General features: G+C 42.6%; 16 protein-coding genes and 5 tRNA genes. 1 reads left to right on the forward strand and 20 read right to left on the reverse strand.

Annotation, left to right across the window (positions count from 1 at the left end):
• Positions 1-38 precede the first annotated feature (38 nt).
• The 20 genes from P3L47_RS01235 to P3L47_RS01330 all read right to left on the reverse strand — a co-directional run bounded on the left by P3L47_RS01235 (position 39) and on the right by P3L47_RS01330 (position 17,655).
• Complete coding sequence (locus P3L47_RS01235) at positions 39-902, reverse strand: endonuclease/exonuclease/phosphatase family protein (protein ID WP_277782460.1); 864 nt, start codon at positions 900-902, stop codon at positions 39-41.
• A gap of 132 nt (positions 903-1,034) precedes the next feature.
• Complete coding sequence (gene rpoC, locus P3L47_RS01240) at positions 1,035-5,327, reverse strand: DNA-directed RNA polymerase subunit beta' (protein WP_277782461.1); 4,293 nt, start codon at positions 5,325-5,327, stop codon at positions 1,035-1,037.
• Between the two features lie 74 nt (positions 5,328-5,401).
• Positions 5,402-9,214, reverse strand: a complete 3,813-nt coding sequence (gene rpoB / locus P3L47_RS01245; RefSeq protein WP_277782462.1) for a DNA-directed RNA polymerase subunit beta — start codon at positions 9,212-9,214, stop codon at positions 5,402-5,404.
• Positions 9,215-9,320: 106 nt separating this feature from the next.
• Positions 9,321-9,698: a 50S ribosomal protein L7/L12 gene (gene rplL / locus P3L47_RS01250; RefSeq protein WP_122362429.1), complete on the reverse strand. Its 378-nt coding sequence runs from the start codon at positions 9,696-9,698 to the stop codon at positions 9,321-9,323.
• 44 nt (positions 9,699-9,742) lie between these two features.
• Entirely contained in the window at positions 9,743-10,273 is a 531-nt protein-coding gene (gene rplJ, locus P3L47_RS01255; protein ID WP_277782463.1) for a 50S ribosomal protein L10, read from the reverse strand.
• Between the two features lie 16 nt (positions 10,274-10,289).
• Positions 10,290-10,988 carry a 50S ribosomal protein L1 gene (rplA, locus tag P3L47_RS01260; RefSeq protein ID WP_007654180.1) on the reverse strand — a complete coding sequence of 233 codons (699 nt, stop codon included), beginning with the start codon at positions 10,986-10,988 and terminating at the stop codon, positions 10,290-10,292.
• Between the two features lie 15 nt (positions 10,989-11,003).
• On the reverse strand, positions 11,004-11,447 hold the full coding sequence (gene rplK, locus P3L47_RS01265; protein ID WP_122362431.1) for a 50S ribosomal protein L11: 444 nt from the start codon (positions 11,445-11,447) through the stop codon (positions 11,004-11,006).
• Between the two features lie 63 nt (positions 11,448-11,510).
• Entirely contained in the window at positions 11,511-12,053 is a 543-nt protein-coding gene (nusG, locus tag P3L47_RS01270; RefSeq protein ID WP_075558757.1) for a transcription termination/antitermination protein NusG, read from the reverse strand.
• Between the two features lie 12 nt (positions 12,054-12,065).
• Positions 12,066-12,260 carry a preprotein translocase subunit SecE gene (gene secE / locus P3L47_RS01275; RefSeq protein ID WP_007654183.1) on the reverse strand — a complete coding sequence of 65 codons (195 nt, stop codon included), beginning with the start codon at positions 12,258-12,260 and terminating at the stop codon, positions 12,066-12,068.
• Positions 12,261-12,279: 19 nt separating this feature from the next.
• A tRNA-Trp gene (locus P3L47_RS01280) sits at positions 12,280-12,352 on the reverse strand.
• 49 nt (positions 12,353-12,401) lie between these two features.
• Complete coding sequence (tuf, locus tag P3L47_RS01285) at positions 12,402-13,589, reverse strand: elongation factor Tu (RefSeq protein ID WP_122362432.1); 1,188 nt, start codon at positions 13,587-13,589, stop codon at positions 12,402-12,404.
• 52 nt (positions 13,590-13,641) lie between these two features.
• Positions 13,642-13,713, reverse strand: a tRNA-Thr gene (locus P3L47_RS01290).
• An 11-nt stretch (positions 13,714-13,724) separates the two neighbouring features.
• Positions 13,725-13,797 (reverse strand) — tRNA-Gly (locus tag P3L47_RS01295).
• A gap of 51 nt (positions 13,798-13,848) precedes the next feature.
• Positions 13,849-13,931, reverse strand: a tRNA-Tyr gene (locus P3L47_RS01300).
• 24 nt (positions 13,932-13,955) lie between these two features.
• Positions 13,956-14,029 (reverse strand) — tRNA-Thr (locus P3L47_RS01305).
• A 98-nt stretch (positions 14,030-14,127) separates the two neighbouring features.
• Positions 14,128-14,427: a ribosome hibernation-promoting factor, HPF/YfiA family gene (gene hpf, locus P3L47_RS01310; protein WP_122362433.1), complete on the reverse strand. Its 300-nt coding sequence runs from the start codon at positions 14,425-14,427 to the stop codon at positions 14,128-14,130.
• A gap of 2 nt (positions 14,428-14,429) precedes the next feature.
• On the reverse strand, positions 14,430-15,326 hold the full coding sequence (locus P3L47_RS01315) for a tyrosine-type recombinase/integrase (protein WP_277782464.1): 897 nt from the start codon (positions 15,324-15,326) through the stop codon (positions 14,430-14,432).
• 73 nt (positions 15,327-15,399) lie between these two features.
• On the reverse strand, positions 15,400-15,591 hold the full coding sequence (gene rpsU, locus P3L47_RS01320; protein ID WP_122356288.1) for a 30S ribosomal protein S21: 192 nt from the start codon (positions 15,589-15,591) through the stop codon (positions 15,400-15,402).
• Between the two features lie 143 nt (positions 15,592-15,734).
• The gene (gene mtnA, locus P3L47_RS01325; protein WP_277782465.1) at positions 15,735-16,784 is read right to left on the reverse strand and encodes an S-methyl-5-thioribose-1-phosphate isomerase; all 1,050 of its coding nucleotides are present in this window, start codon (positions 16,782-16,784) and stop codon (positions 15,735-15,737) included.
• 16 nt (positions 16,785-16,800) lie between these two features.
• The gene (locus P3L47_RS01330) at positions 16,801-17,655 is read right to left on the reverse strand and encodes a hypothetical protein (protein ID WP_233577177.1); all 855 of its coding nucleotides are present in this window, start codon (positions 17,653-17,655) and stop codon (positions 16,801-16,803) included.
• Between the two features lie 395 nt (positions 17,656-18,050).
• Between P3L47_RS01330 and P3L47_RS01335 the strand changes: the two genes are divergently transcribed.
• On the forward strand, positions 18,051-19,838 hold the full coding sequence (locus P3L47_RS01335; RefSeq protein ID WP_277782466.1) for an aminopeptidase P family protein: 1,788 nt from the start codon (positions 18,051-18,053) through the stop codon (positions 19,836-19,838).
• The last annotated feature ends 75 nt before the right edge of the window (positions 19,839-19,913 follow it).

The following is a 19,913-nucleotide window of genomic DNA, read 5'->3' on the forward strand; positions in this document are numbered from 1 at the left end:
ATTACTCCAAAGTACATTTACTTATAGACCAATATATTCTATTTAATTAGCAAAGTGGCAATAACCGGACAATGATCGGACGGATAAAGATGGTTGAGCGTATCGGTTAAGACACCATTATTCAGGACCTTTATGTCACCTTTTACAAATATATAGTCAATCCATTCCCGCTTTTCCAGGGAAATTCGTCCGTAATCATGGAACGTCCATTCCGGACCGTATTTCAAATCTGCAATCTCACGCGTATGGGTAACGTGCCGGGGATCATTTACATCTGTCAGCACTTTGATAGGGTCATCATCCGGAGTTGCATTAAAATCACCTGTCACAATAACGGGCAGCCCCTTGGATAGCTTATGGGCTTCTTTCAGAACCAGTGAAGCACCTTCATGGCGGGCCACTTTCCCCATATGGTCCAAATGGGTATTCAGGAAGAAAAACTGTTTGCCGGATTCTTTATCTTTAAAGATACCCCAGGTAGCAACACGCTCACAGGCGGCATCCCAACCTTTCTTGCCTACAGCATTCATATCTTCTGCCAACCAGAAATTACCGCTGTCCTCTAGCACAAAACGGTCTTTCTTATAGATAATCGGGGCATATTCGCCTTTTGTCTTGCCGTCTTCCCTGCCGACACCGACATAAGCATACTCGGGTAAACGGCTCAAAAGATCATTTAGCTGGTGATTCAGCACTTCCTGTGCACCGAATATATCCGTGTTATAGAACTTTACCAAATTAGCAGCTAGATCCTTCCGGTTACTCCACTGATTATCTCCGTCATCTTTTGTATCCATGCGGATATTGAACGTCATTACCTTCAATGGTACATCCGGTTGCTTAGCCGACAGGAAACCGGCAAACAATAAAACAGAGAGAATACTCAATAAAATCTTTTTCATGATATTTATATGTTTAGTTATTATAGGCGACAGACAAAAGTAAACTATCTATACTGATTAAACAAATGAACAAAAACAAAAAAAGGCTCCCGGAATACCGGAAACCTTTTTTTATATTATCAGACGAGCTTTTTACTCATCATCTTTATCCATTGTATTGAAATCAACAACATTCTTACGGTTAGCGAAGATGCGTTCGAACTCATCTTTAGCACCGACAACCAGTTTGTCGAAGTCTCTCTGACCTGTACCTGCCGGGATCAAGTGACCGCAGATAACGTTTTCTTTCAAACCTTCCAAACGGTCTACCTTTCCATTGATAGCAGCTTCGTTCAACACCTTGGTTGTTTCCTGGAATGATGCAGCCGACATGAAGCTAGTTGTTTGCAGTGCAGCACGTGTAATACCCTGAAGGATCTGATTGGCAGTAGCAGGAACAGCATCACGAACTTCTACAAGTTTCATGTCACGACGTTTCAGCATACTGTTTTCATCTCTCAACTTACGGGCAGTTACAATCTGACCAGCCTGTAATGTCTGAGAGTCTCCCGGATCCAAAACAACTTTCTTGCCCCAGATACGATCGTTTTCATCCATTACTTCCAGCTTATCAACAATCTGCTGCTCCAAGAAGCGAGTATCTCCCGGATCAACCACTTCTACCTTACGCATCATCTGACGAACGATAACCTCGAAGTGTTTATCGTTGATCTTCACACCTTGCAGACGGTAAACGTCCTGCACTTCATTCACGATATATTCCTGAACGGCAGTCGGTCCCTTGATAGCAAGGATATCCGAAGGAGTAGTAGCACCGTCAGACAACGGCATACCTGCACGGATATAGTCGTTTTCCTGAACCAAAAGCTGTTTTGACAGAGGCACCATGTACTTCTTCACTTCCCCCAGCTTAGAGGTTACAGTGATCTCACGGTTACCACGTTTGATCTTACCGAAACCAACCTCACCGTCGATTTCAGAAACGACAGCCGGGTTAGACGGGTTACGAGCTTCAAACAACTCGGTAACACGTGGAAGACCACCGGTGATATCACCAGCCTTACCAACTGCACGCGGAATCTTAACCAGAACCTCACCAGCCTTAACCGGATCGCCGTTCTCTTTAACTACGTGAGCACCCAAAGGCAATGAATAGTTCTTCAGATAATTTCCGTTTTCATCTACGATATGAGCAGCCGGAGCTTTTGTCTTATCTTTAGATTCGATAATGATCTTTTCCTTCAAACCTGTAGTTTCGTCACTTTCCACTTTGTAAGTAACACCTTCCACTACACTTTCGAATTCGATCTTACCGGAAACTTCCGATACGATAACGGCATTGAACGGGTCCCATTCGATGATTACGTCACCCTTACTGATCTTGTCTCCATTGTTAAAGAACAACTTAGAACCGTAAGGTATATTGTGAGTCAGCAATACGATCTTCGTATTCGGATCAACGATACGCATTTCAGCCAGACGGCTTACAACAACCTGATACTTCTTTCCGGCAGTTGCATCGTCAGCATCTACTGCACGAAGTTCGTCAATTTCCAGGATACCATCGTATTTAGATGTAATGCTGTTTTCTGTTGCAATGTTAGAAGCGATACCACCGACGTGGAATGTACGCAGTGTCAACTGTGTACCCGGCTCACCGATAGACTGTGCAGCGATAACTCCGACAACTTCACCTTTCTGAACCATGCGGCCTGTTGCCAGGTTACGACCGTAACACTTAGCACAAACACCTTTCTTCGATTCACAGGTAAGTACTGAACGGATTTCCACACTTTCAATCGGAGAATCCTGAATCATCTTAGCGGCATCTTCGCGAATTTCTTCACCGGCAGCTACGATCAATTCACCAGTCAACGGATGCTGAATATCATGTACTGATACACGGCCAAGGATACGTTCGTACAGAGAAGCAATCACTTCTTCGTTATTCTTCAATTCTGTACAAATCAGACCACGCAATGTACCACAGTCTTCTTCATTAATAATCACATCATGCGATACGTCTACCAGACGACGAGTCAGGTAACCAGCATCGGCAGTCTTCAAAGCGGTATCGGCCAAACCTTTACGAGCACCGTGGGTAGAGATAAAGTACTCCAATACAGACAAACCTTCTTTAAAGTTTGAAAGGATCGGGTTTTCAATAATCTGACCACCTTCAGCACCGCTCTTCTGCGGTTTTGCCATCAAACCACGCATACCAGACAGCTGACGGATCTGTTCCTTAGAACCACGGGCTCCGGAGTCCATCATCATGTACACAGAGTTGAATCCGTCGTTATCAGCAGTCAACTGCTTCATCAGGATATTAGACAACTTACTGTTGACATGTGTCCAGGTATCGATAATCTGGTTGTAACGTTCGTTGAAGGTAATGAAACCCATACTATAGTTAGCCAGGATCTGTTCCACTTCATCGTAACCTTCTTTAACCAGTTCGTCTTTTTCAGGCGGGATAAGTACGTCGGCCAAATTAAACGACAGACCTCCCTTAAATGCCATATAGTATCCTAAGTTCTTAATATCATCCAGGAACTGAGCCGTACGAGCAACACCGCAAGTCTTGATTACCTTACCAATGATATCACGAAGTGCCTTCTTTCCCAGTACTTCATTGATGTAACCGACCTCGAAAGGAACAAATTCGTTCACCATCAAACGACCGACAGAAGTTTCGATCATTTTCTTTACAAGTTTTCCGTCTTCTTCTACGTTATCGACGTAAACCTTGATGGGTGCGTGTATATCTACTTTCTTTTCATTGTATGCGATAGTCGCTTCTTCCGGACCGTAGAATACGAGACCTTCTCCCAGCGTTCCCTTACGCATTTTAGTGATATAGTACAAACCAAGCACCATATCCTGTGAAGGAACGGTAATAGGCGCACCGTTAGCCGGGTTCAAAATATTGTGAGAAGCAAGCATCAACATCTGTGCTTCCAATACAGCCTCATTTCCTAAAGGCAAGTGAACAGCCATCTGGTCACCGTCGAAGTCGGCGTTGAATGCCGTACAAGCCAACGGGTGCAACTGGATAGCTTTACCTTCGATCAGTTTCGGCTGGAATGCCTGAATACCCAAACGGTGCAGTGTCGGTGCACGGTTCAGCAACACAGGGTGACCTTTCATTACATATTCCAGGATATCCCAAACAACCGGTTCTTTGCGGTCAACGATCTTCTTTGCAGACTTAACCGTTTTTACGATACCGCGTTCGATCAATTTACGGATAACGAAAGGTTTATAAAGTTCGGCTGCCATATTCTTCGGCAGACCGCACTCGTGCATCTTTAATTCCGGACCTACAACGATAACCGAACGGGCAGAGTAGTCAACACGTTTACCCAACAAGTTCTGACGGAAACGGCCTTGTTTACCTTTCAAACTGTCGGACAGTGACTTCAACGGACGGTTAGCATCTGTCTTAACAGCACTCGATTTACGAGAGTTGTCGAACAGAGAGTCCACAGCTTCCTGAAGCATACGTTTTTCATTACGTAAGATCACTTCCGGAGCCTTAATATCAATTAATCGTTTCAGACGGTTATTACGGATAATAACACGACGATACAAATCATTCAAGTCGGAGGTTGCGAAACGTCCACCATCCAGCGGAACCAACGGACGCAGTTCGGGAGGAATAACAGGAACAACCTTCACGATCATCCATTCCGGTTTGTTACGACCTCTGGATGCACGGAAAGATTCAACCACCTGCAAACGTTTCAAAGCTTCGTTCTTACGTTGCTGTGAACCGTCTGTACTTGCACGGTGACGCAGTTCGTAAGACAGAGAATCCAGGTCCAAACGAGCCAGCAAATCATAAACGGCTTCAGCACCGATCTTTGCGATGAACTTGTTAGGATCTGTATCTTCCAGCATCTGGTTTTCCTTTGGCAGGTTATCCAGGATCTGCAGGTATTCTTCTTCCGAAAGTAGGTCTAATTCAGCAACAGTGTCTACACAACCCGGCTGAATAACCACATAACGTTCATAATAAATGATAGAATCCAGTTTCTTGGTAGGCAAGCCTAACAGATACCCGATTTTGTTGGGTAGAGAACGGAAATACCAGATATGAGCGACAGGAACAACCAAATGAATATGTCCCATACGTTCGCGACGCACTTTCTTCTCTGTAACTTCTACCCCGCAACGATCGCAGACAATACCTTTATAACGGATACGTTTGTATTTTCCGCAATGACATTCGTAATCCTTGATCGGACCGAAAATACGTTCGCAGAAAAGACCGTCACGTTCAGGTTTGTACGTACGATAGTTAATCGTTTCCGGTTTCAACACTTCGCCGCTAGAGTTTTCAAGAATCTCTTCAGGAGAAGCCAGACCGATGGTTATTTTTGAAAAGTTACTCTTTATCTTGTTTTCTTTTCTAAAAGCCATATTGTTTATTTATAAAGAGTTATCAATAGATAAAGTAGATGAGCCGAAACTCACCTACTTATATTGTTGTTGAATTAATCCAGAGTAAAGCTTAAACCTAAACCTCGCAGCTCGTGAAGCAATACATTCAGAGATTCCGGAATACCCGGTTGCGGCATCGGATCACCTTTTACAATAGCCTCGTAAGCTTTAGAACGTCCTACAACGTCATCAGACTTAATAGTAAGGATTTCCTGAAGAACATGTGCGGCACCGAAGGCTTCCAGTGCCCAAACTTCCATCTCTCCGAAACGCTGACCACCAAACTGAGCTTTACCACCCAGAGGCTGTTGAGTAATCAGAGAGTACGGACCGATTGAACGGGCGTGCATCTTATCGTCAACCATGTGACCCAGCTTCAGGAAGTAAGTAACACCTACTGTTGCCGGCTGGTCGAAACGCTCACCGGTTCCACCATCATACAGGTAAGACTTACCATATCGGGGAATACCGGCTTTGTCAGTCATTTCATTCAGGTCATCCAAAGAAGCACCGTCGAAAATCGGAGTCGCAAACTTAACATCCATTGTTCTACCTGCCCAACCTAATACAGCCTCAAAGATCTGTCCCAGGTTCATACGAGAAGGCACACCCAGCGGGTTCAAACAGATATCAACCGGAGTTCCGTCTTCCAGGAACGGCATATCTTCCTGACGAACGATCTTGGAAACAATACCCTTGTTACCGTGACGACCGGCCATCTTATCACCTACCTGAATCTTACGCTTCTTAGCAATATACACTTTTGCCATCTGAACAATACCGGTAGGCAGTTCATCACCGATAGTAAGATCGAATTTCTTACGTCTCAGTTCGGCATCCAGTTCTTTATATTTCTTCAGATAGTTCAGGATAACCTGCTTGATAAGTTCGTTCTTATCTGCATCGGCAGTCCATTTACTTACCTGAACAGCATTATAATCCAGATCTTCCAGTGCTTTACGAGAGAATTTGGCTCCCTTCGCAATCACTTCTGTATTCATATAGTCTTTAACACCCTGAGAAACTTTACCGTTAGTTAGAGTTAATAATTTCTCTACCAATAGATTTTTCAGGTCGGCCATCTTCATTTCGTATTCTTCATCCAACTTCGGAAGAATAGCCTTATCTGTCAATCTCGACTTACGTTTCTTAACAGCTTTAGAGAATAAAGCAGTATCGATAACAACACCACGAAGAGACGGAGTAGCTTTCAGTGAAGCATCCTTTACATCACCTGCCTTATCACCGAAGATTGCACGCAGCAATTTTTCTTCAGGAGAAGGATCTGATTCACCTTTCGGAGTAATCTTACCGATCAGAATATCACCCGGTTCGATGCGAGCACCTACACGAACGATACCTCTTTCATCCAAATCCTTAGTAGCTTCTTCACTTACGTTAGGAATATCAGATGTCAGCTCTTCCATACCACGTTTTGTTTCACGCACTTCAAGGATATATTCATCCACGTGAACAGAAGTAAAGAAGTCTTCACGAACCATACGTTCGTTCAGTACGATAGCATCCTCATAGTTGTAACCCTTCCAAGGCATATAAGCCACTTTCACGTTACGTCCCAAAGCCAGTTCACCCTTCTGTGTAGAATAACCTTCAGTCAGGATGTCTCCAGCTTTTACACGTTGACCTCGATGGCAGATCGGACGAAGGTCGACGGTCGTACTCTGGTTAGTCTTACGCCACTTCGGAATAACATATGTCTTAACCGCATCCTCGAAGCTTACGAAATCTTCATCTTCAGTGCGGTCGTATTTAATCTTGATACAAGTTGCATCTACAAATACAACTTCACCGTCACGTTCAGCCATAATCTGTGTACGTGAATCGCGGGCAACCTGTGCCTCGATACCTGTACCGACGATCGGAGCATCCGTACGCAACAAAGGAACTGCCTGGCGCATCATGTTAGATCCCATCAATGCACGGTTCGCATCATCATGTTCCAGGAACGGAATCAAAGATGCAGCAATTGAAGCGATTTGCTGCGGAGCCACGTCCATCAAGTCTATTTCAGAAGGTGGCACAACAGGGAAGTCTGCTTCGAAACGGGCCTTTACTCTTTCAAGAATAAACTTACCGTTTTCATCCAGCGGAGCATTACCCTGTGCAATAGTCATTTCCTCTTCTTCCTCCGCAGTGTAATATTGCAGGCTTTCGTTAGCAAAGTCAACCTGACCATTCACAACCTTACGATACGGAGTCGAAATGAACCCCAGATCATTGATCTTCGCATATACACACAAAGAAGAGATCAAACCGATATTCGGTCCTTCAGGAGTTTCAATAGGACAAAGACGACCATAGTGTGTATAGTGAACGTCACGAACCTCGAATCCGGCACGCTCTCTTGACAAACCACCCGGTCCAAGGGCAGACAGACGACGTTTGTGAGTAATCTCAGCCAACGGGTTTGTCTGGTCCATAAACTGCGACAAAGCATTTGTACCGAAGAATGAGTTAACGACAGAAGAAATAGTCTTCGCATTAATCAAATCGATCGGAGTAAATACTTCATTATCGCGAACGTTCATACGTTCACGTACAGTACGTGACATACGAGCCAGACCGATACCAAACTGGTTATATAACTGTTCGCCTACAGTACGTACGCGACGGTTACTCAAGTGGTCGATATCATCCACAATAGCTTTCGAGTTGATCAACTCGATAAGATATTTGATGATCTCGATTATATCTTCTTTTGTTAAAACCTTTACATCATTGCTGGTAGTAAGGTTCAACTTTTTATTGATTCTGTAACGGCCTACTTCACCTAAATCATAACGTTTTTCAGAGAAGAACAGGTTCTGTATAACTTCACGGGCACTTGCTTCATCTGCAGGTTCTGCATTACGCAACTGACGGTAAATATATAGTACAGCCTCTTTCTCAGAGTTACTCGGGTCTTTCTGAAGCGTATTATAGATGATTGCATAATCTGAAAGATTCTGATCTTCGCGATGTAATAATACATTCTGCGTACCAGATTCCAGAATAGCTTCAATACTGTCGCTATCTAAAACCGACTCGCGGTCGATGATAACGTCATTACGTTCAATAGAAACAACTTCGCCAGTATCTTCATCCACGAAATCCTCTACCCATGTTTTCAATACACGTGCAGCCAGCTTACGACCGATCAGTTTCTTCAGATTTGCTTTCGAAACTTTTACTTCTTCAGCCAGGTTAAAGATTTCAAGAATATCTTTATCGCTTTCAAAACCAATAGCTCTTAATAGGGTAGTTACAGGTAATTTCTTTTTACGGTCGATATAAGCATACATCACATTATTAATGTCTGTTGCAAATTCGATCCATGAGCCTTTGAATGGAATGATACGTGCTGAATACAATTTTGTACCGTTAGCATGTGTACTCTGACCAAAGAATACACCCGGAGAACGGTGTAACTGTGAAACTACAACGCGTTCAGCACCATTTATCACAAAAGTACCACGTTCCGTCATATAAGGAATCGGGCCTAAATATACATCCTGGATAACAGTATCAAAATCTTCATGATCCGGGTCTGTACAATACAGTTTTAACTTTGCTTTTAAAGGCACACTATAGGTTAATCCACGCGCAATACATTCATCGATTGTATAACGGGGCGGATCGATATAGTAATCTAAGAACTCCAACACAAAGTTGTTTCTGGTATCTGCAATAGGGAAATTCTCTGCAAACACCTTATACAATCCCTCCTTCTTTCTCTTTTCAGGAGGTGTGTCAAGTTGAAGAAAGTCTTGGAATGACTTCAATTGAACTTCGAGAAAGTCCGGATACGGAAATTGATTCTTAATCGAAGCAAAATTAACTCTTTGGTTTTCAGCTGTTGAAGACATCTAGTAAGGAATTTATTGAACTTATTGAAATTATAGACACAAAAAGGTTAAGAATCCCCTTTAGGGAGACTCTTAACCAAATCACCTGGAAACCAGGTTATAAATACTATTTAAGCTCAACTTCAGCTCCAGCTTCTTCCAGCTGTTTCTTTAATCCTTCAGCATCAGCTTTAGCGATTCCTTCTTTAATTGCGCTAGGAGCACCATCAACTAAATCTTTAGCTTCTTTCAAACCAAGACCAGTTAATTCTTTTACTGCCTTAACAACAGCCAATTTATTAGCACCAGCTGCTTTCAATACAACATCGAAAGATGTTTTTTCTTCTTCTGCAGCAGCAGCGCCACCAGCAGCAGGACCAGCAACAGCAACAGCTGCAGCAGCAGGTTCGATACCATATTCTTCTTTAAGGATTGTAGCCAGTTCGCTTACTTCTTTTACGGTCAGGTTTACTAATTGTTCTGCAAAAGCTTTCAAATCTGCCATTTTTGTATGATTTAAATGATTGTTTACTGTAAAATATTAAATAATTATCTTTCTTCCAAAGTCTTCAACAGACCATGGATAGTTTGTCCTGATGACTGAAGAGCAGAGATAACGTTCTTCACCGGAGATTGCAACAATGCAATAACATCGCCGATAAGTTCGTTTTTGCTCTTGATATTTACAAGGGCTTCCAGGTTTTCAGCACCGACATAAAAACTTTCCTGTACATAGGCAGCTTTCAATACCGGTTTAGCTATTTCGCCTTTCTTTGCACCTTTAGTAAATTCTTTGATCAGACGAGCAGGAGCATTCGCTGTTTGTGAAAACATAACAGCTGTATTGCCTTTCAAAGCAATCTGCAGCGGTGAAAAATCACCTTCTACATTTTCCAGTGCTTTTTTAAGCAAGTTGTTCTTTACAACAACCAACTTTACGTCCTGTTTGAAACATTCTCTTCTCAATTTGCTTGTCTTCTCAGCATTCAATGCTTCGATATCAGTCAAATAGAAATTAGGATATTCCTTTACAGTTTCTGTAAGCTGGCTTATTACTATGCCTTTATCTTCCTTTTTCATTGTGCAATAATTTTAATTAGTTTTCTTCAACTGATTTCGGGTCAATTTTAATACCCGCGCTCATTGTACTTGAAAGATAAATGCTCTTTATATATGTACCTTTAGCTGCAGACGGTTTCAACTTCAAAAGAGTTGAAATAAATTCCTTAGCGTTGTCACGAATCTGATCGGCATTGAAAGATACCTTTCCGATTGATGTATGAACGATACCGGATTTGTCTACTTTAAAGTCGATCTTACCTTGCTTAACTTCCTTCACTGCATTGCCGATCTCATTGGTAACCGTACCACTCTTAGGGTTAGGCATCAGACCACGAGGACCTAATACGCGACCTAAAGCACCGATCTTACCCATGATTGAAGGCATAGTGATGATAACGTCAATATCAGTCCAACCACCTTTAATCTTATCGATATACTCATCCAAGCCAACATAGTCAGCTCCAGCAGCAGTTGCTTCAGCTTCCTTGTCCGGCGTACATAATGCGAGAACCCTAACCTGCTTACCAGTTCCGTGAGGCAGTGAAACAACACCTCTCACCATTTGGTTAGCCTTACGAGGATCAACACCTAAACGAACATCCACATCTACTGATGCATCAAACTTAGAAGTAGTAATTTCTTTTACTAATGCTGATGCTTCCTTCAATGTATATGCTTTCCCAGCTTCAATCTTGCCTAAAGCTAACTTTTGATTTTTTGTCAGTTTACTCATTTCAATTGAAGTTTATTAATTATTACCCGGGAATGTCCCTTTAACTGTGATACCCATACTTCTAGCTGTTCCGGCAACCATTCGCATGGCAGCTTCAACAGTAAAACAGTTCAAGTCGACCAATTTGTCCTCTGCAATAGTTTTTACCTGATCCCAAGAGATTTCAGCAATCTTCTTACGATTCGGCTCAGCAGAACCACTCTTCTGTTTGGAAGCTTCCAATAACTGGATAGCAACAGGAGGGGTTTTAACGACAAAGTCGAAAGACTTATCAGCATAATAAGTAATTACCACAGGTAATATCTTACCAGCCTTGTCTTGGGTTCTGGCATTAAATTGCTTGCAAAACTCCATAATATTAATACCCTTAGAACCTAAGGCAGGTCCTACTGGGGGAGAAGGGTTTGCTGCTCCTCCTTTAATCTGCAATTTGATTTGTCCAGCAACTTCTTTAGCCATTTTTCTAAAATTTAGATATATAACATCAATAACAGAAAGAAAACACTTCTCGTAACAAAAGCGTTACTCTTTCTCAACTTGCATATAGCCCAACTCAAGCGGTGTTTTACGCCCGAAGACTTTTACCATCACTTTGAGTTTCTTTTTCTCGGCGTTGACTTCTTCGATTACACCCGTGAAACCGCTGAACGGTCCAAAAGTGATCTTCACACTCTCACCAACATAAAATTGGATATCCAGTTCTTCCTGCTGATCCTGCAATTCGTCAACCGTACCTAAAATACGGCTTACTTCTGAAGGACGCAACGGAACAGGGTTATCAGACCCACCCAAAAATCCAATTACATTGGGAATGTTTCTCAATCGATGAGCGACTTCTCCAACCAATGCAGCCTCTACCAAAACATAACCCGGTAAGTAAGCTCTTTCTTTCATCACTTTCTTACCATTACGTACAGTAAAAGTTTTCTCCGTAGGAATCAAAACCTGGTTGACATATTCACCCAGATCCGTATTCTTCAACTCAGCCTCGAGATATTCCCTGACTTTATTCTCCTTACCACTGATGGCACGCAGAACATAAAATTTCTTTTGGATATCAGACATATCTAAAACTGATTAAAAGATTTTCTCGTAGAAGAAACGCATTACGCTTTCGAAGCCTAAGTCTACAACAAAGATTACTGCTGCGATTATAAGGGAAGCAAACATAACAACCACAGCACTATTGGAAAGCTCTGTTCTAGTAGGCCAAGAAACTTTATAAACAAGTTCGTTATAAGATTCCTTAATATAAGTAATTATCTTTTTCATCGAATCTATAGATTTTTAGCACGGAACGAGAGGCTCGAACTCCCGACACCTGGTTTTGGAGACCAGTGCTCTACCAACTGAGCTAGTTCCGTAAAATAGCCAGTCTTGTTACAGACTGGCTACGATTATTTGTTTTTTGAATTAGTTTTCTAATTCTGTGATCTGACCAGCACCTACTGTACGTCCACCTTCGCGGATAGCGAAACGAAGACCAACGTTGCAAGCAACCGGATAAATCAGCTCAACGTCGATTGTTACGTTATCACCAGGCATTACCATTTCAGTTCCTTCCGGAAGAGTGATTTCACCTGTTACGTCCAATGTACGGATGTAGAACTGAGGACGGTATTTGTTGTGGAACGGAGTGTGACGTCCACCTTCTTCTTTCTTCAGGATATAAACCTCAGCTTTGAAGCGAGAGTGTTCTTTAACCTGACCCGGGTGGCAGATAACCATACCACGTTTGATTTCGTTCTTGTCGATACCACGCAGCAACAGACCTACATTGTCACCAGCTTCACCCTGATCCAACAGTTTGCGGAACATTTCAACACCTGTAACAACAGATTTCTTACCGTCAGCACCCAAACCGATGATCTGAACTTCTTCACCAACTTTTACGATACCTGTTTCGATACGACCTGTAGCAACAGTACCACGACCTGTAATAGAGAACACGTCTTCAACCGGCATCAAGAAAGGTTTGTCAACTTCACGCGGAGGCAGCGGAATCCAAGTATCGCAAGCTTCCATCAGTTCCATTACTTTATCTTCCCATTTTGCATCACCGTTCAATGCACCCAAAGCAGAACCACGGATGATCGGAGTGTTGTCACCGTCGAAATCATAGAAAGAAAGTAATTCTCTCATTTCCATTTCAACCAATTCCAACATTTCTTCGTCGTCAACCATGTCGCATTTGTTCATGAATACAACCAGTCTCGGTACGTTTACCTGACGAGCCAACAGGATGTGTTCGCGAGTCTGAGGCATAGGACCATCAGTTGCAGCAACTACGATGATAGCACCGTCCATCTGAGCAGCACCAGTAACCATGTTCTTTACGTAGTCGGCGTGACCCGGACAGTCTACGTGAGCATAGTGACGGTTTGCAGTCGAATACTCTACGTGAGAAGTGTTAATAGTAATACCTCTTTCTTTTTCTTCAGGAGCGTTGTCGATAGAATCGAATGAACGCAGTTCTGAAAGACCTTTCTTTGCCAATACTGTTGTGATAGCAGCTGTCAAAGTTGTTTTACCGTGGTCAACGTGACCAATCGTACCAATGTTCACATGTGGTTTCGATCTGTCAAATTTCTCTTTTGCCATAACTTAATTGTTCTTTATTTGATTAATGATCATGTTCTAAATTCATCATTTGAGCCGGTGCCGAGACTTGAACTCGGGACCTCTTCCTTACCAAGGAAGTGCTCTACCGCTGAGCTACACAGGCGAAATAAAAAGAGCGGAAGACGGGGCTCAAACCCGCGACCCTCAGCTTGGAAGGCTAATGCTCTATCAACTGAGCTACTTCCGCAATTTTAATTCTTTCACGAACCAATCTGCTTTTTAGATTGTTCCTTAGTTGTGGGCAGTGATGGATTCGAACCACCGAAGTCGAAAGACAGCTGAGTTACAGTCAGCCCCATTTGGCCACTCTGGTAACTGCCCAATATGTCAAAAACTTTTCTTTTGAGCCTCTTGTCGGATTCGAACCAACGACCCCGAGATTACAAATCACGTGCTCTGGCCAACTGAGCTAAAGAGGCAAACCTTCTTTTCTAAAAGAAGCCGTTTCGTCGGGTAGGCGAAACGGCTGCAAATTTAGATATTATTTCTTACATACCAAATTTATCTACCGTTTTTTTTATTTGGCTCTGATTTTTTCCTTGAATTTAACTAATTGCTTTTCCAAAGCTTCAACACATTCGTCAATAGACGCTTCAAAAGTGTCGTTTATCTTCTCCGCAAAGCAATCGCCATTCTTTATTTTCAAACGCACAGCAGCTTCTTTATTCTTAGCTGATTCAGGCTTCACAACCTTCAACGTTACTTCTGCTAATATTATGCCGTCGAAGTATTGCTCCAACTTACTAACTTTCTTCTGAATAAACGCTTCTAACTGAGCTGTTGCGTCAAAATGGATTGCTTGAATTCTAATGTCCATAATTAACCTCCTTCTTTTTTAGCTCTTGGATGAGCATGATACACTTTTTTTAATTCCTCAAAGGTTGTATGTGTGTAAACGCTGGTTGAAGCCAAACTGCTGTGTCCTAACAATTCTTTCACAGCATTCAGCTCTGCTCCATTATTCAACATACTTGTTGCAAACGAATGTCTCAATACATGAGGGCTACGTTTCGCCAATGTTGGGATCTCCGACAGTTTCTTCTTTACTATATTATAAACGATACCTGCCGATAATTGTTCCCCGTTTTTTCTTACAAAAAACCATCCGCTCTCCGAACCAACTTCACGATTTCGAACTTCAGTGTATGCCTGTATTAAGTCATTTAATCCTTCTGCAAATGGAATCAACCGCTGCTTATTACGTTTACCAGTCACGCGTATCTGCATTGTTTCACAATCGACATCGGAATCATGGATTCCGATCAATTCCGAACGACGAATACCCGTATCATATAACATTTCAAGTATCAGGCGATTCCTTACACCTTCAAAATCCTCATCAAACCCATCTCCATCCAACAAGAGTTCCATTTCCTTATCTCTGACGAAATAAGGCAACGGCTTCTTTGTTTTAGGCCCGGTAATTAACCTTAACGGGTTTACAGAGATGCTTCCCTGCTTCATAAGGAATTTAAAAAAAGACTTCAAAGAACTTAATTTCCGATTGACCGATACAGGAGATATCTTCTCGTCCATCAAAGAGACAATCCAACATCTGACTAAATCTGCATCGACTTCCTCCGAAACAAATCTGTTATCCTTATTCATTTTCACATACTCTTCAAACTGACGCAAATCTTTTGAATAAGCCTCTATCGTATAATTGGAATAATTCCTTTCATACCGAAGATAATCTAAAAATGAATCTATCAACATATCTGCGTTGCATCAACTTTTATGCAACGAAAATAGGAATAAGAATTCAATAAAACAAGCCTGGTAGGATATTTTATTCTTCTACCTGCTGCAATTGCTGTACGTAAACCGCACGCATTGTTTGTTTTCTCTTTTCAACAGAAGGTTTTATAAAAGCCTGACGACTTCTCAGTTCTTTAACCACACCTGTTTTTTCGAACTTTCTTTTAAATTTCTTAAGCGCTTTCTCGATGTTTTCGCCTTCTTTCAATGGAACTACGATCATAATTTAATTATTTATTGTTTTTAATTATATCCTCAAAATGGGCAGCAAAATTACTGATTCTTTCGTTATTAGCAAAACTTTCGGAGAATAATTCGTATTTTTTCTTTTTCTATGAATGCTTTAACATACAGAAGCTCTGCAGGCTACAGCTTTAGACTCTCTTCGAACGGAGGATAGGCAATCCCTTTTTCCGTAATAATAGCCGTTATCAGCCCATGAGGGGTCACATCAAAGGCTGGATTATATATATGTATATCATCGGGAGCCATCCGGTGTGTATACCACATCTCGGATACCTCTTCCGGAGCACGTTCTTCTATAATGATGAACTTTCCGTCCGGACATTGTTTATCAATTGTAGATGTAGGCCCCAATACATAAAAAGGGATACCATAATGACGGGCAAGCACTGCCACTCCCGAAGTTCCGATCTTATTCGCCACATCTCCGTTCATCGCTACCCGGTCACAGCCGACAACAACCGCCTGTACCCATCCTTTCTGCATGACAGACGAAGCCATATTATCACAAATAAGCGTAACATCCACGCCGGCGCGGTGCAACTCGTAAGCCGTAAGCCGGGCACCCTGCAATAAGGGACGTGTTTCATCTGCAAAAACCTTGAAACCGTAACCTCTCTCCTCCCCCAAATAAACCGGAGCCAATGCCGTCCCATACTCAGAAACAGCCAGATGCCCTGCATTACAATGGGTCAGAATCCCCATACCCGGACGCAATAACGACAAGGCATATTCCCCGATACGCCGGCAAGCAGCAGCATCTTCTTCACGGATAGTTATCGCCTCATCGTGTAACAACTCTACCAGCGTGGAGACTGTTGCCGAAACATTGTCAAGTACAACTTTTTCCATCCGCTCCAGGGATGCCACCAAATTAACTGCTGTAGGACGGGCTCCTGCCAGATACTCCTTTATACGGTGAAACTCCGCATAAAACTCATCAAAGGACGCAGCCTGTATCTGCCTGCTGCAAACATATATTCCATAAGCGGCTGCAACACCGATCGCCGGTGCTCCGCGTACTTTCAATTTATAAATCGCATCCCATATCTCTTCCGCCGAAGAAAGCTCCAAATAAGATTCTTCAGCCGGTAGTCGGGTTTGGTCCAGTATCACGACAGCATTCAGGTCATCTCTGAGACGGACAGTTTTCAAATCTGTTATATTCTTCATTTATATATAATGGTTTTTAATACCCATTGGGGGCTAACGTCGATTCTATGACGATACCGGCAGCTCCGATCGCTACTGCACCGACAATCAGACCGGCATTCGCACCCTTCACATTATGAACATAAAAAAAGTCACCAGCTTGTTTCTTTCCGGCATCAAAAGATGCAGGTGTCACATTTCCGGTCTTGATCAGTTGGGATACATAGAAACTACTTTCAAAAGTAGAGTATTTTCTTTTCCCACCATCATGATCAGCAGTATAAAGGCTCAAATAGCTTCTGAAAGCTAACGGAGTATTTTCTTCTGTAAATTTCTTTACTCTCACATTTACCACACTGGAGTTCGATTTTGCAAATTTCTGCTTGCTGTACTGATCCTTCGGTATACGGTCAAACGGGAAATTCGACAATCTTAAAGGTGTAGATTCCACTTTCGACTTCGGAGGAATAAAACTCACTCCCTTAGGCAATGCGATTTCACCGGCAAACGATCCGCCGGAATAACCGTCCGAAATGCTGTAGTTTCTGCTCCATCGATACGTATCTCCGGAATAAGAAGACTCCGTCTGCCCCTGGATAGGTGCTTTTTCCTGATAATAACTGGTAGCCACATCGTCTATAATCAAAGCGGAACGCTGCCAGTCTACAAACAAAGGCTCATCCGTCTTATTATATACGGTAATAGAGATCGGTGCATTTTCACCGTAGAAACAATAAGAGATGAATACACTGTCATTTTCTATGACAAAATCTTTGTCTTCATTTTTCTCACCTATCGTATCATTCGATTCCAAAACAGAATAATAGTACGAAGAACAGGAGCTCATACAAAACAGAGCAACAACGCTTAACGCCAACAACATTCTTTTCATGACCATCCGATTAAGTAACATCCAACAAATATATCATTTTTATATTTAATAGACAGCATATAGGTCCAAAACCCCTACTTTTATTTGAACTATCTCAAGTCAGGGACAACCTTTTTTATTACTAAGCATAAACCGAGTCAACCGATTTTATATATTAGACAGAATGCAGTCAACTAAAATCGTGAAACTACAACCAGAATAGTTCCATATATTGTGAAACTAAAGTTCCATATATTATGAAATAAAAGTTACATATAATATGAAACTCTTCCGGAACTAACTCTTCGGAACAACTCTTCCCGATATGCCTTATCGGGATTTCCAAACTAAAAAAACTATTTCTCCGATATTTTATTAACTTTGCCAATAGTAACGTTGACTAAAACAATAATGCGATGAAAACAAACATTCAGGAACGTATCGCCGCTCTTAGAGAAGCGATGAAAGAAAAAAATATAGATGCTTATATCATTCCCAGTTCAGATCCTCATCTGAGCGAATATCCTGCCGACCGCTGGAAATCACGCGAATGGATTTCCGGTTTTGACGGTTCAGCCGGAACTGTGGTCATAACCGCAGATAAGGCTGGATTATGGACTGACTCCCGCTATTTCCTGCAAGCCGGCATCCAACTGGAAGGGACTGGTATCGAACTTTATAAAATGGCTTTGCCGGAAACGCCGACTATTCCCGACTTTCTGCTCCACGAACTACAAAACGGACAAACAGTCGGAATGGACGGACAAACCTACAGCGTGACCGATGCCGCCCAACTGGAAAGGACACTGAACCGGAAAGGAATCAAACTGGAAGCATCCTACGATCTGATCGATCAGGTATGGAAAGACCGGCCTGCCATCCCCGGCAATCCGTTATTCGAAATGCCGGTAGAACTGAGCGGTAAATCCGTTCGCGAAAAACTGGATGAAATCAATAACCAGCTACGTAAGCAAGGAGCCGACAGCCTTATCATTGCTGCCCTCGATGAAGTTGCCTGGACGTTCAATATACGCGGGACAGATGTCACATACAACCCCGTGGTGATCAGTTACGCATTTGTATCGGAAGATGAGAGCGTACTTTTTATCGATCCCCGAAAGATCACAGCGGAAGCAGCAGAGCATCTCAAAAAAGAGGGAGTCACTTTGGCGGACTATACGATGATACAGAAATACCTTTCCCGGCTTCCGGAAACAAGTTCCGTATTCATCGATCCGTCTAAAACGAATCTCTCACTTTACAATGCATTACCTAAAGGTTGTAAAATAGTAGAAGACATCACACCTGCCAATCATCTGAAAAGCAGTAAGAATGAAACTGAAATAAAAGGATTCCGTAATGCCGTAGTGAAAGACGGTATTGCATTGACCCGTTTCTACATTTGGCTGGAAAAGAAATTAGCAGCAGGAGAAAAAGTAACCGAACTCAGCGCTTCTGCCCGCCTGACGGCTTTACGGGCAGAACAACCGCAGTATATCATGGACAGTTTTGAAACGATCTGCGGATATGCTGACCACGGAGCAATTGTTCATTATGCAGCCACACCCGAAACCGATTCGGAAATAAAAGCTGACAACATGCTCCTGATGGATTCCGGAGCCCAGTATCTGGACGGAACCACCGACATCACCCGTACAATTGCTTTAGGCGAACCGACCGAGCAAATGAAAAAAGATTTTACCCGTGTTTTAAAAGGAACAATCGGCATTGCCAAATGTAAATTTCCGGCAGGAGCGAAAGGCGTACAACTGGATATCCTCGCGCGGAAAGCATTATGGGATGCGGGTATTAATTACCTGCACGGAACAGGGCACGGAATCGGTCATTGCCTGAATGTACACGAAGGTCCGCAGAGCATCCGCATGGAACTGAATCCTATCCCGCTAAAACCGGGTATGGTAATCAGTGACGAGCCCGCCATGTACAGAACCGGCGAATACGGTATCCGGACAGAGAATATGGTACTCGTTCGCGAAGACAGCGAAACGGAATATGGCAAATTCTACGGATTCGACACGCTGACCCTATGCTACATCGATACGAAACTGATCATCGTTCCGATGTTGTCCGTTAGAGAACGCGCCTGGATAAACAAATATCACCAAATGGTGTACGACTTGTTAAGTCCGCATCTGAACGAAGATGAAAAGACCTGGTTAAAAGAGAAAACAGCAGAAATCTAATCAGTTGACAATGGATAATTGACAATTGACAATTAGTTGTCGCTGTCTTTTCATTGTCAATTGTCCATTGTTAAT

The sequence above is a fragment of the Parabacteroides chongii genome, assembly GCF_029581355.1.
Taxonomy (GTDB): domain Bacteria; phylum Bacteroidota; class Bacteroidia; order Bacteroidales; family Tannerellaceae; genus Parabacteroides; species Parabacteroides chongii.

What these genes read in the sequence shown, in the direction of transcription:
- P3L47_RS01235 (WP_277782460.1), bottom strand. Translation starts at nt 902, where the DNA reads ATGAAAAAGATTTTATTGAGTATTCTCTCTGTTTTATTGTTTGCCGGT.
- rpoC (WP_277782461.1), bottom strand. Translation starts at nt 5,327, where the DNA reads ATGGCTTTTAGAAAAGAAAACAAGATAAAGAGTAACTTTTCAAAAATA.
- rpoB (WP_277782462.1), bottom strand. Translation starts at nt 9,214, where the DNA reads ATGTCTTCAACAGCTGAAAACCAAAGAGTTAATTTTGCTTCGATTAAG.
- rplL (WP_122362429.1), bottom strand. Translation starts at nt 9,698, where the DNA reads ATGGCAGATTTGAAAGCTTTTGCAGAACAATTAGTAAACCTGACCGTA.
- rplJ (WP_277782463.1), bottom strand. Translation starts at nt 10,273, where the DNA reads ATGAAAAAGGAAGATAAAGGCATAGTAATAAGCCAGCTTACAGAAACT.
- rplA (WP_007654180.1), bottom strand. Translation starts at nt 10,988, where the DNA reads ATGAGTAAACTGACAAAAAATCAAAAGTTAGCTTTAGGCAAGATTGAA.
- rplK (WP_122362431.1), bottom strand. Translation starts at nt 11,447, where the DNA reads ATGGCTAAAGAAGTTGCTGGACAAATCAAATTGCAGATTAAAGGAGGA.
- nusG (WP_075558757.1), bottom strand. Translation starts at nt 12,053, where the DNA reads ATGTCTGATATCCAAAAGAAATTTTATGTTCTGCGTGCCATCAGTGGT.
- secE (WP_007654183.1), bottom strand. Translation starts at nt 12,260, where the DNA reads ATGAAAAAGATAATTACTTATATTAAGGAATCTTATAACGAACTTGTT.
- tuf (WP_122362432.1), bottom strand. Translation starts at nt 13,589, where the DNA reads ATGGCAAAAGAGAAATTTGACAGATCGAAACCACATGTGAACATTGGT.
- hpf (WP_122362433.1), bottom strand. Translation starts at nt 14,427, where the DNA reads ATGGACATTAGAATTCAAGCAATCCATTTTGACGCAACAGCTCAGTTA.
- P3L47_RS01315 (WP_277782464.1), bottom strand. Translation starts at nt 15,326, where the DNA reads ATGTTGATAGATTCATTTTTAGATTATCTTCGGTATGAAAGGAATTAT.
- rpsU (WP_122356288.1), bottom strand. Translation starts at nt 15,591, where the DNA reads ATGATCGTAGTTCCATTGAAAGAAGGCGAAAACATCGAGAAAGCGCTT.
- mtnA (WP_277782465.1), bottom strand. Translation starts at nt 16,784, where the DNA reads ATGAAGAATATAACAGATTTGAAAACTGTCCGTCTCAGAGATGACCTG.
- P3L47_RS01330 (WP_233577177.1), bottom strand. Translation starts at nt 17,655, where the DNA reads ATGAAAAGAATGTTGTTGGCGTTAAGCGTTGTTGCTCTGTTTTGTATG.
- P3L47_RS01335 (WP_277782466.1), top strand. Translation starts at nt 18,051, where the DNA reads ATGAAAACAAACATTCAGGAACGTATCGCCGCTCTTAGAGAAGCGATG.